The sequence below is a fragment of the Clostridium mucosae genome, from assembly GCF_024622765.1.
Taxonomy (GTDB): Bacteria; Bacillota; Clostridia; order Clostridiales; family Clostridiaceae; genus Clostridium.
Genome location: NZ_JANKAF010000035.1, coordinates 1 through 12,004, shown reverse-complemented (window position 1 = coordinate 12,004; position 12,004 = coordinate 1). Strand labels below are relative to the sequence as shown.

Sequence of the window (12,004 nt, the reverse complement as noted above, 5' to 3'; positions counted from 1 at the left end):
AGAACACAAGGTTGATAGGTCAGAGGTGTAAGTGTGGTAACATATTTAGCTGACTGATACTAATAGGTCGAGGGCTTGACCAATAAAAAACAGGCTTAAAATTAATTCATGTGCAATTTTCAGAGAATATTTCTGAAAAAAGTATTGACAAGATATTGATTTTACAATATAATGTTAATGTAATCTGGTGATGATGGCGTAGAGGAAACACTCCTTTCCATTCCGAACAGGAAAGTTAAGCTCTACAGCGTCGATGGTACTGCATGGGAGACTGTGTGGGAGAGTAGAACGTTGCCAGGTATTATGGATCTTTAGCTCAGTTGGTTAGAGCAACCGGCTCATAACCGGTAGGTCCGGGGTTCGAGTCCCTGAAGGTCCACCATATTTGGGGGTATAGCTCAGTTGGGAGAGCACTTGCCTTGCACGCAAGGGGTCAAGGGTTCGAATCCCTTTATCTCCACCAAAAGAAGTTATGTTATCATAACTTCTTTTTTTATAACTTAAAATTAGAAGGAATATTTTAAGTTATTTAATAGTAATATAATACATGTATGGGATTTCCAAATGTCGAAAAAGTTTTAAAAATTTCTAAAATTTTAATTAGGAATAGAGAGAAAAATAATATATAATTAATATATAATAAACTATTTAATTTTTAATGTAAAAGTTTTAAGGTCTTATCCTTAGATGGGGAGTGTTGGTATGGGTAAGAAGGATGAGTTAGAGCAAAAATTAATAAAATTAAAATTAGAAAAGCGAGAGCTAGTATTAGCAGGTAAAAATACAAGCAGGATAGATGATCTTATAAAAGAAGTAGAAGTAGCATTAAAGGAATCAGATGAATTTTGTAATAATAAAAATATTTGATAGACCTAACTTATAGTTTAGGTCTATTTTACTTTTTACAATATATGTAGTTAAAACTAATATAAATAATAAGAATAAATTTATTTAGTCTAGCATATTAAATTGTAGAAGGGTATTCTTTCTAAATAAGGAGGGGGATTAGGAAATGATAAGAACTTTTGTATGTGAAAAAGATGGCTGTAGTGGGAATAGATTTTTTTTAGAAAGTGAAGAAGATAAGTTGCATTTAATTTGTGCTCAGTGTAAGTCTAAATATGATATTGATGTAAGTGATCAAGATTTTATAATGTTGCCTAATTGTTCTAACTGTAATAATGATACATTCAAAATATTTAGAGATGTTGAGAAGAAGGGAATATATGCTAAGTGCTCTAAATGTGGATCTGTTCCAGAAAAAATATATATAGATTCTGATGGAGTACAAGTTTCATATGAAGCTAAATTATTAAACGATATAAAGCAAATAATGAATTTAGTAGAACAAAGAATATATAACTTAGAAGTTAATGTTAAAGATTTAGAGAGAGGTCAAGGTATGCTAGAACAATCGTTAGCGTATATTAATAGATATTTAGTTGAAAAAGATTGATATCAAAGGATAAAATATTTATTATATAAAAAGGAAAATATATTAAATTAACATAGGGAGAGAATAATGAATAAAAACAAAAAGATAATATCGTGGGCTATGCTAATAGTTTGGATGGGGATTATATTTTTTATGTCACATCAACCAGGTGAAGTTTCTAGTAGCCAAAGTGAATTAGTTTTGAAAATATTTAGCTTTTTTGGAATAGAATTAAATCAATATTTTGGTGAGTTAGCTACTTTAGTAGTTAGAAAGACTGCACACTTTTCAGAATATCTAATATTATTTTTATTTGCATATAACGTAAGCAAGTTCTATTTTACTACTAAAAGAGCTAGATTATATTCAATAATTTTTGTGTTTTTATATGCAAGTACAGATGAATTTCATCAATATTTTATTCCGGGAAGAAATATGGCGTTTAAAGATGTATTGATTGACACTTCAGGAGGTGCTATTGGTTATTTAATAACGAGGATAGTAGAAATAGTAAAATTAAATAAGTAAAATATAATTTTCAATACTATAAAAGGATATTCAATAATATTTGAATATCCTTTTATAGTATTGAAGAAAATAGTCTAGAGATTCCATCTAGAAATTTGCTAGTTAAAGATCTAGATTCATATTCTGTTAAATTAAACTCCGTACAATATTCTAATAAGTTATCGAATATTTTATTAAATTCACAAGTTATTCCTTCATCATATATTAATGCATTGATTTCATAATTTAATTCAAAGCTTCGTATATCCATATTTGCTGTTCCTATTGTGCATATTTTTTTATCTACAGTTAAAATTTTAGAATGAATAAATCCGGAATCATTATATAAATAAACTTTAACTCCAGATCTCACTAATTCAGCTAAATAAGTTTGTGACGCTTTATTCACAGTAAAATGATCGGCTTTTTTAGGAAAAATTACTGAAATTTTAATGCCACTTAATGCAGCTATTTTTAATGAATCCATTAAACCTTCAGATGGGATAAAATAAGGAGTTATTATATTAATACTTTCTTTAGCAGTGCTAATCATTTTTATAAAGCATTGAAGTATGCTAGGGTATTCAGAATCTGGTCCACTTTTTATTAGTTGCATTGGTATATTACCATCAAATTCTTTATTTTTAAAATAGTCTTCGATATTGGCTAAGGTTGAAATTTGTTCATTATTATATTTTTTTATACTTGAAAAATCATCTAAGAAAATTGATTGCAAGCCAAGTACACAATCACCTTCAATCATTATATGACAATCCTTCCAATCACCTAATTTGCCTAACCCCAAATATTCGTCTCCTATATTAATTCCTCCTAGGAATGCTGTAGTACCATCTATAACAACTATTTTTCTATGATTTCTATAATTCACTTGGGTATTAATGAATCTAAAAAAAGGTGCTAATACATAAGAATAAAAAACAACATCAACCCCAGAATTTTTTAAATCGTTAATATATCTAGTGCTTAATTTTATAGAACCCATTTTATCGATTATAAATTTAACTTTTACGCCTTCTTTAGATTTTCTTATCAATATATCTTTTATTTCATTTCCTATATTATCATCTTTAACAATATAGTATTCTAAATGAATATGGTCTTTTGCTTCTAGTAGTTTACTTTTTAGAGCTTCGAACTTATTAATTCCTCCATCTAAAATAGTAACACTATTATTTATAAAGAGTGGAGAATATGAATTTGATACTAATAAGTTTACAATATGCTGAAATTCATTAGATATATGAGATTTATTTAATAGTGAAGGAGTAATTAAGCTACTGACTTTTTGCTTTGATTTTTTATCTAATGTATGTATCTTCCAGTTCCTACCTAACAGTATAAAGAGAATTAGTCCAAGGGGAGGGAATATAATTAATATTAGAATCCATGATAAAGTTTTCTCATGGCGTTTTTTCCCAAATATAATTATTATAAATATTATAAAGAGATTTATTATGAATGATAGATAAAAAATTATATTAATTGCAATCATATTAAAAACCTCCTTCAAAAAATAATTATCTATAATAATATTCTTGACTAAAATATAGATTTTAATTAATTAGAAACTAATATAAAGATGATTATATAGCAATTACATTTTTAAAATTAATCATATATTTTATAAGAGTTTGATAATGTTAATATAACATTTTTCATAAATTTTTATGAAATACTAATAAAATCTTGAAAAAGATTAATATGCCTATATAATAGTTATAAAATGGAGTGAAAAACGTGTAAAATAAAATTTAAAAAAGTAGAAAAATTTATTGTTGTGTATTTACTATTTAAGGGGGATAACGAATGAAATCAAAAGATAATAGTACAATAGTATTTTAGTAGCTATAGAGAGAGTCGGTAATAAGCTACCGCATCCAGGAACTATATTTAGAAATTGTTTCTCTTAATATGGTTCTTTTTATAATATTCTAACTATGCTATAACGATACTATATTTCAAATAATAGTAATAAAATTTAATATGATTATTAATTTTCTTCCTGATAAAATATAGATATTTAATTAATGAAAAATAATTATGTAAAGCTGAATAAACATAAAAAATATGTCAAAAATTAAGATAACAGAAGGTGTAGCTATAGTATAAATTATAGGTGCACTTTTTTGTACTTAATCTTATATGCAAAGCATAAAAATAAATATAGATTAGACTGATGATAAATAATCTGAATATTCTGGAAAAGGAAAAACCTTTATGGTATTCTATAATTAGTAAGATGCAATAAAGAAATTACCCGAACTTATGATGTTTTATTAGAACAAATTATAAACCAGAGATTTAAAATTTATAAACACAGGAATTTGATGAGAGAACTAATTCAAAAATTATTTAGATTTTAAATGAAAGGTAGGTGTAATCATAATATTATATTAAATATTATGAGATAGTATGAAAAATTACACAATAAAAAATTTGAGAAATATTGGACTTATAGGTCATGGAGCATCAGGAAAAACATCTTTAGTAGAAGCATTACTTTTTAATACTGGCAATACTGATAGGTTAGGAAAAGTAGAAGATGGAACAACAGTTACAGATTTTGATCAAGAGGAAAAAAAGAGAGGGATTTCATTATCAGTTTCTATTGCTCCGATAGAAGTAAATGAAACAAAAATAAATTTAGTAGATATACCAGGATATTTTGATTTTTCAGGAGAACTTATTCAAGGAATGAGAGCCGTAGATGTAGCTACTATAGTTGTATGTGGTGTATCAGGAGTTCAGGTAGGAACAGAAAAGGCATGGGATTATTGTAATAAAATAAAATTACCAAGAACATTTTTTATTAATAAATTAGATAGAGAAAATTCAAGTTATGATAAAACATTAGCTCAATTAAAAGAAAAGTTTGGAATTAGCGTAGTTCCAATTCAGTATCCTATAGGAACAGAAGAGAATTTTAAAGGAGTAGTTAATGTTATATCAAAAAGAGTTAGAATACACGATCCAAAAACTAATAAAATTCAAGAAATGGATGCTCCAGAAGAACTGTTAGGGAAAATAGATGAATGTAAAAGAATGATTATGGAGGCAGTAGCTGAAACTAATGAAGAACTTTTAGATAAATATTTTAATGAAGGCGAATTAAGTGATGAAGAAATATATAATGGACTTATAGAAGGATGTGCAAGTGGCGAAATAGCACCAGTAATGTGTGGAAGTGCTTCAAAGGTTATAGGTATGAGATGTTTCTTAGAAGATGTAGTAGAATGTTTTCCATCACCTAAATATTCAATTCCTCAGAAAGCAATAAATACACAAAATGATGAAGAGGTTTTCATAAGATTAGATGAAAATAAGCCGTTTTCAGCATTAGTTTTTAAGACGATAGCAGACCCTTTTGTTGGCAAAATATCATTATTTAGAGTTATAACAGGAAAACTTTCAAATGAGGTTACTGTTATTAATAGTAATAAGGATAAAGCAGAAAAATTAGCAAATGTATTTTTCATGAGAGGTAAAAATCAAATACCTACTAAGGAAGTAGTAGCCGGAGATATAGCGGCTGTTGCAAAGTTACAATACACCGAAACGGGAGATACTTTATGCGATATAAATAATAAAGTTATATATGATAAAATGAATTTCCCTAAACCAGCAATATCAATGGCGGTATTACCGAAGGCTAAGGGTGATGAAGATAAAATATCAGCAGCTCTACAAAGATTATTAGAAGAGGATCCAACATTTACAATAACACGAGATACGGAAAATGCAGAAACAATAATATCTGGAGTTGGTGAAACTCATTTAGATGTAATAGCTAGTAGGTTGAGAAATAAGTTTGGAGCCGAAGTAATATTAAGGCTTCCTAAGATACCATATAGAGAAACAATAAAAGGAGTTGCTGATGTTCAAGGTAAACATAAAAAGCAATCAGGAGGGCATGGACAATACGGAGATGTAAAAATAAAATTTGAGCCAAGAAAAGATGGAGAAAGTGATCTAGAGTTTGTAGATAATGTTGTAGGAGGAGTTGTTCCGAGAAACTTTATACCTGCAGTAGAAAAAGGTCTTAGAGAATGTATTGAAAAGGGTGTTTTAGCTGGTTATCCAGTAGTTGGATTAAAAGCAACACTGCACGATGGATCTTATCATCCAGTGGATTCTTCAGAAATGGCATTCAAAATGGCTACTTCTATTGCATATAAGAAGGGGCTAGAACAAGCAAAAGCTATTTTATTAGAGCCTATTATGCATGTAGAAATATTTGTGCCAGATGAATATATGGGTGATATCATTGGAGATATAAATAAGAGAAGAGGAAGAGTTTTGGGAATGGAACCAGATGGGAACTTACAAAAAATCATTGTAGAAGTTCCACTATCAGAAATGTTTAAGTACTCTACTGATTTAAGGTCAATGACTCAAGCTAGAGGAAGCTTTACAAGTGAACTTGCAAGATATGAAGAAGTTCCTGAAATAGAAGCTAAAAAAATAATAGAGGAAGCTAAAAAAAATTAAATTTTGGTATAGTGAATAAATAATGAATTAGTGAGATAAAATAAAATAAATGCTATAGATAAAATCTTATACAAAAGAAAAAGTATTGGAGGGATACTATGCCAGATTATAGGATGGATATAAATGGGGGATTAGGTCTTAGTGAATATAGCAATATATTTGACTATATGGGAGTTGTAGATAGAAATGATAATTTTACAATAACCTTAGGTAGCGTTGACAAAAATGATATCAATATCATTACATCCATGCTTAAAGACAGCAATTTCTCGATATTAGATGAAGGAATTAATCCAACTGGCAAATATTATATAAATGCTAATAAGCAAAAGTAAATAAAAGGCTATTAATCTATTGATTAGTAGTCTTTTATAATTTGTGGTAAAATATTTAGTATATAAGTTTTAGGTAATAATCTACACAGCTGAAGTAAGTAGTATATTTAATGCTTAATATCCTTATTTAAGTAAACTAGTGAAAACGAAAGCATATATTATTTAAATTTATATATAAGTTACAAAAATAATAACTAAATTTAAATAATATCAATTACTAAGGTATATCATAGAAGTGTTGAATTTTTATTGTAGCTTATATAAATAAAGTATGTAGGAGGAGTAAAATGAAAGCAGAAATAATAGCAATTGGAACAGAAATACTTTTAGGCGATATAGTTAATACAAATGCACAATTTTTAGCTAAAGAATTAGCTGCTTTAGGAATAGATGTATATCATCAAAGTGTTATTGGTGATAATGAAGATAGAATAATAGAATCATTTGAAAAAGCTTTTCAAAGATGTGATTTAGTTATTACAACAGGAGGGTTGGGTCCAACACAAGATGACTTAACTAAAGAGTTAGGAGCAAAATATTTTAAGAAAAAGTTAGAGATTCATAAACCTTCTTTAGACTGGATTAAAACATATCTAGATATGAAAGATGAGGCTATCGTAGAAGCAAATAAAAAGCAAGCATATTTTCCAGAAGGATCTATTATATTACCTAATCCTAATGGAACAGCGCCGGGATCTATAATATCAGAAAATAATAAGACTTTAATAATTTTACCAGGCCCTCCAAGGGAAATGAAACCGATGTTTAATGATCATGTTAAAAAATACTTAGAAGGGATAACAGGAAAGATTATAAAATCTAAGACTTTAAGGTTATTTGGAATAGGTGAAAGTCTTATGGCACAAAAATTAAATAATTTAATTCAAAGTAGTAAAAATCCTACAGTGGCACCATATGCAAAGGACAATGATGTTACATTAAGAATTACAGCTAAGGGAAGTAATGAAAAAGAATGTGATGATTTAATAAATCCTGTTGATAAAGAAATAAAAAGTACACTTGGAGAGTATATATATGGAGAAGGGGAAACTTCTTTAGAAAATGTTGTTTCAGAAATGCTATGTAGTAGTAAACTAAGTATATCAACTGCGGAATCATGCACAGGTGGTATGGTTGCAGCGAGTTTAATTTCATATCCTGGAATATCAGATGTATTTAAGGAAGGGGCTATAACTTATTCAAATGAAGCTAAAATGAAGAGGCTTGGGGTTAGAAAAGAAACTTTAGATAGATATGGAGCAGTAAGCGAAGAAACAGCTAGAGAAATGGCAATAGGGATAGCTAAACAGGCTGATACTGATATTTCAATTTCTACCACAGGAATAGCAGGACCAGGTGGTGGAACTGATGAAAAACCAGTTGGATTAGTTTATATAGGAGTATTTATTAAAGGAAAAGTTGTTGTAAATAAATTTAATTTTACTGGCGATAGAGAAAGAATTAGAAGAAAAGCTACACTTAATGCGCTAAATATTTTAAGAAAAGAGTTATTAGAAGTTTAAATTAAAAAGGGGAGTAAAATAATCCCCTTCCATACTATAAAGTAAGTTGGGGATTATTTTTGTATATAAATAAAATGGGGGAGAGGCGATTAACTGTGGAAGCCTTCTCGCTTCATTATAATTATGTCCATTAAATTAATAAGTTATACATTCGTTAAAATAAATTTGTAGTAAAAGAATGAAACGCTACAAACTAAAAGAAAGGATAGAGATATGACAAAAGTTTTTAAAGCGAATATGTATTTTTTAATTATATTAATAATAGAAATATTTGGTCCATTACTATTAAGGCCATTTTATCTTGTACTCGGATTAAGTGATACAAGAGTTATACTGTTTTTAAATCATGTGATATTATTTTTATTACCTGCAATTATATATATAATTGTTACAAAGTCTTCTTTTAAAGAAACTCTCAAATTAAACAAATTACATTGGCAAGATACTCTTTTAATTGTCTTATTAGCATTTGTGGTTCAACCAATAATGACCTTTTTTTCATTGATTGGAACATTTTTCTTTAATAATGAAATTGGATCGTTTATATCAGAAATAACTTCAACTCCATATATACTTTTATTAGCATTAGTTGCATTACTTCCATCAATAACAGAAGAAGTAACAATAAGAGGGATAGTGCTTTCAGGCTATGAGAACAAAAATAAATATGTATCAGCTATAGTAACAGGATTATTCTTTGGTATTCTTCACTTAGATCCTCAACAATTTTTATATGCAGCTGTATTAGGATTTATATTAGCTTTAGTGGTGCAAGCAACAAATAGTATATTTTCATCAATGATAATGCACTTTATTATAAATGGAACATCAGTAACTATGGCAAAATTAGCAGATTATATTACTAAAGGATTATCAAATGCAAATCAAAATGCAGAATTAACACTCAAAAATATAGAATCATCAGAAAAATTAATTTTATTTATAATATATGGAGCTATAGCAGTAATATTTTCAATATTTGTTTTTCTTATAATATATGGATTGGAAAAAATTAATTCAAAAAGAAGAATTCAAAATTATAATTATAGAACAAGTGAAGTATCAGGAATAGTGGGGAAAAAGGATAGAATAATAAATATTCCATTTGTACTATCAATAGGAATATATATTTTCTTTATGATTAGAACTATTTCATTATAAAAAAGTTAGGAGAGCAATACTCCTAACTTTTTTTACTTAATTTGATTTGGATATATAGGATGAGTCACTATAAAACATTGATACATCTTTTGAATTAATCCATCCTCTACAATTTATACAGTTATCAATTGGAAGATTAACATAATACCAAGTTTGATTATTTAGTTCAGCTGAATCTAGAACTGTTACCTCCATGCGTATGTTTGTTTTTCTAATTACCTGAGATGAATCCAGTGGCGCTATATATAATTTAGAATCAGTATTTATTATTCCGGTCTTATAGGTGGGGGTAATAAATCTAATAGATAAATTATTATTGTTTTTTTTAGGTGTATCATATTTCTTTCTTATATTATTATATTGATGTGAAGTAATCATTAATTGTTTTTTCATTAATTCTAATTTTTTCTCATAATAAAAATAAAGTACTACTAATGATAGTATTAGTATAATAAATAATATATATTTCATAAATCACTCCTATTAATACTATATTTTATTATATTTATATGCTTCTATAAAAATAACTTAAAATTTATATTCTTACTAAATTAAAAAATATAAAATAAAAACGTTGACATATTATAAAAAATTATATAAAATATAAATCGTTAAGGCTCGATAGCTCAGTCGGTAGAGCAGAGGACTGAAAATCCTCGTGTCCCTGGTTCGATTCCTGGTCGAGCCACCAGGAAAGCTAACTAATTAATTAGTTAGCTTTTTTTATGTACTGAAAAATATAAAAGACTTTGAAAGTATGGCTAAATAGGAGCTTGGTATTTAAACTTCAAAAAAGTGCGTTAGCTATATATATTATTTTTTAGTTTTAGATATATAAACTTGCGGTGATAATAAGAAAAGTGACGTAGTTGGCAAATTTATATGTTTTTTATTGTATTATTAAGGTAAATTACTATGAAAGAATAATAATTAATTATAATTAATTATACTTTAAGTTTTAGTTAAGAAATATTTAAGAAGTAAGTATTAAAATAAATGTATAGATATTAGATTTATAAGATGTTTAACATATAAGGAGTGTTAGTGGTGGAAAAGTTAATTTTATCTGATCAAGATTATGATTATTTAGCAAAGGGGATAGCTGTGGGAGCTGGAATTGGTATATTTCTAGGCTTTTTTATCGATAATATAATATTAACATTTTCAGGATGCTCAGTTATAGCAATAATTTCATCACTAGGTTATTCATTTTATAAGAAGTCAAAAAGTAAAATTAATTAAAAAAGGCACAGTTAGTGCCTTTTTTTTTTTATATATTTTTTATTTGCCAGTTTATAGGTGTCTTGTTAATAGATTTTAAAAACTCATTCGTTTTAGAAAATGGTTTACTTCCAAAGAAACCTCTAAAAGCTGAAAGTGGGCTTGGATGGGGAGAAGTAATTATAAAATGATTTTTATTTGTTATAAGCTTACTTTTAGCTATTGCAGGATTGCCCCATAAAATAAAAACAATAGGATCTTCTCTTTTATTAAGTAGTGAAATAATTTTATCGGTTAGTATTTCCCATCCCATATTCTTATGAGAATTTGCTTCATGAGCTCTAACAGTTAAAACTGTATTTAATAATAAAACTCCTTGATCAGTCCAATTTTTTAAAAATCCGTTATTAGGTATGTAGCATCCTAGATCATCGTGTAATTCTTTATAAATATTAACTAAAGAAGGGGGGACTTTAACTCCCTTATTAACAGAAAAAGAAAGACCATGAGCTTGATTTGGACCATGATAAGGATCTTGGCCAAGTATAACAACCTTAACATCTTTGTATGCAGTAAATTTTAATGCATTAAAAATATCACTCATATCAGGATAGATAGTTTTTGATTTATACTCTGATATTAAAAATTGTCTAAGGTTTTGATAATAATCCTTTTCAAATTCATCTTGCAATAATTGTTGCCAATCATTATTTAATATATTTTTCAAAGTATCACCTCCATATATAGTATTTAGTTATTAATTTAATACTATTAATAATTATTTTTAACTCAAAAAGATATTTTATATTTAAAACATGTAATAAATAAAAAAAGAATTCTATCTAATAATAATATATATATTACATTTTTGGAATATATTAAGATTAAATAGACACAAACGCTACCTAGGATATCTTTATAAGTAAATTAGATTAAAATAAAGAATAATAAAGAAAATATAATATAAATATGAATAAAATAGATAATATTATAGATACTAAGGAGTGAAAGATGATATTATGTAAATCGTTCCTTATGAACACGTTGATTTCCAACAAAACAACTTGAAAAAAGTTAAAAAACATTGTTGACAATGAAGTGCATAAGTGATAAGATAAGAAAGTCGCTTGAGAGCGATGAAGAAAATGGTCTTTGAAAATTGAACAGAAAATAAGTTAAGTAAAACAAACCAGCAATTCTTTTAGACGTCTTAAAATTAAGACTCAAAGTAATTTGAGCGAAGAGATTAAACTTTTTATTGAGAGTTTGATCCTGGCTCAGGACGAACGCTGGCGGCGTGCCTAACACATGCA

11 protein-coding genes, 3 tRNA genes and 3 rRNA genes are annotated in these 12,004 nt (G+C 27.4%); 14 read left to right on the top strand and 3 right to left on the bottom strand.

What is annotated here, in order from left to right:
- The 7 genes from NSA50_RS19040 to NSA50_RS19010 all read left to right on the top strand — a co-directional run.
- A 23S ribosomal RNA gene (locus NSA50_RS19040) occupies positions 1 to 83 on the top strand; the annotation flags it as partial.
- A 100-nt stretch (positions 84 to 183) separates the two neighbouring features.
- Positions 184 to 300, top strand: a 5S ribosomal RNA gene (rrf, locus tag NSA50_RS19035).
- A 5-nt stretch (positions 301 to 305) separates the two neighbouring features.
- Positions 306 to 382: transfer RNA gene (locus NSA50_RS19030), tRNA-Ile, on the top strand.
- A gap of 5 nt (positions 383 to 387) precedes the next feature.
- A tRNA-Ala gene (locus NSA50_RS19025) sits at positions 388 to 463 on the top strand.
- Between the two features lie 239 nt (positions 464 to 702).
- Positions 703 to 867 carry a hypothetical protein gene (locus NSA50_RS19020; protein ID WP_195266876.1) on the top strand — a complete coding sequence of 55 codons (165 nt, stop codon included), beginning with the start codon at positions 703 to 705 and terminating at the stop codon, positions 865 to 867.
- 145 nt (positions 868 to 1,012) lie between these two features.
- Entirely contained in the window at positions 1,013 to 1,456 is a 444-nt protein-coding gene (locus tag NSA50_RS19015; protein ID WP_195266877.1) for a hypothetical protein, read from the top strand.
- Positions 1,457 to 1,522: 66 nt separating this feature from the next.
- The gene (locus tag NSA50_RS19010; protein WP_195266878.1) at positions 1,523 to 1,963 is read left to right on the top strand and encodes a VanZ family protein; all 441 of its coding nucleotides are present in this window, start codon (positions 1,523 to 1,525) and stop codon (positions 1,961 to 1,963) included.
- A gap of 52 nt (positions 1,964 to 2,015) precedes the next feature.
- On the opposite strand, the gene cls is transcribed toward NSA50_RS19010, so the two are convergent.
- Positions 2,016 to 3,452, bottom strand: coding sequence for a cardiolipin synthase (gene cls, locus NSA50_RS19005; RefSeq protein WP_257447938.1), 1,437 nt, complete (start codon positions 3,450 to 3,452; stop codon positions 2,016 to 2,018).
- Between the two features lie 923 nt (positions 3,453 to 4,375).
- On the opposite strand from cls, the gene fusA reads away from it, so the two are divergent.
- The 4 genes from fusA (at position 4,376) to NSA50_RS18985 (ending at position 9,470) form a co-directional block, all read left to right on the top strand.
- Entirely contained in the window at positions 4,376 to 6,451 is a 2,076-nt protein-coding gene (gene fusA, locus NSA50_RS19000) for an elongation factor G (RefSeq protein WP_195266880.1), read from the top strand.
- Between the two features lie 98 nt (positions 6,452 to 6,549).
- Positions 6,550 to 6,786 carry a hypothetical protein gene (locus NSA50_RS18995; RefSeq protein ID WP_195266881.1) on the top strand — a complete coding sequence of 79 codons (237 nt, stop codon included), beginning with the start codon at positions 6,550 to 6,552 and terminating at the stop codon, positions 6,784 to 6,786.
- A 287-nt stretch (positions 6,787 to 7,073) separates the two neighbouring features.
- Positions 7,074 to 8,309, top strand: coding sequence for a competence/damage-inducible protein A (locus tag NSA50_RS18990; RefSeq protein ID WP_257447931.1), 1,236 nt, complete (start codon positions 7,074 to 7,076; stop codon positions 8,307 to 8,309).
- A 237-nt stretch (positions 8,310 to 8,546) separates the two neighbouring features.
- Positions 8,547 to 9,470 carry a CPBP family intramembrane glutamic endopeptidase gene (locus NSA50_RS18985; RefSeq protein ID WP_243242215.1) on the top strand — a complete coding sequence of 308 codons (924 nt, stop codon included), beginning with the start codon at positions 8,547 to 8,549 and terminating at the stop codon, positions 9,468 to 9,470.
- A gap of 36 nt (positions 9,471 to 9,506) precedes the next feature.
- On the opposite strand, the gene NSA50_RS18980 is transcribed toward NSA50_RS18985, so the two are convergent.
- Complete coding sequence (locus tag NSA50_RS18980; RefSeq protein ID WP_195266884.1) at positions 9,507 to 9,941, bottom strand: hypothetical protein; 435 nt, start codon at positions 9,939 to 9,941, stop codon at positions 9,507 to 9,509.
- A gap of 144 nt (positions 9,942 to 10,085) precedes the next feature.
- Between NSA50_RS18980 and NSA50_RS18975 the strand changes: the two genes are divergently transcribed.
- Positions 10,086 to 10,161: transfer RNA gene (locus NSA50_RS18975), tRNA-Phe, on the top strand.
- Positions 10,162 to 10,517: 356 nt separating this feature from the next.
- Positions 10,518 to 10,712, top strand: a complete 195-nt coding sequence (locus tag NSA50_RS18970) for a hypothetical protein (RefSeq protein ID WP_243242217.1) — start codon at positions 10,518 to 10,520, stop codon at positions 10,710 to 10,712.
- Between the two features lie 28 nt (positions 10,713 to 10,740).
- Here NSA50_RS18970 and NSA50_RS18965 read toward each other — a convergent pair whose 3' ends face one another.
- A complete protein-coding gene (locus NSA50_RS18965; RefSeq protein ID WP_195431366.1) occupies positions 10,741 to 11,418 on the bottom strand; it encodes a uracil-DNA glycosylase in 678 nt (225 codons plus the stop codon).
- Between the two features lie 527 nt (positions 11,419 to 11,945).
- On the opposite strand from NSA50_RS18965, the gene NSA50_RS18960 reads away from it, so the two are divergent.
- Positions 11,946 to 12,004, top strand: a 16S ribosomal RNA gene (locus NSA50_RS18960); the annotation flags it as partial.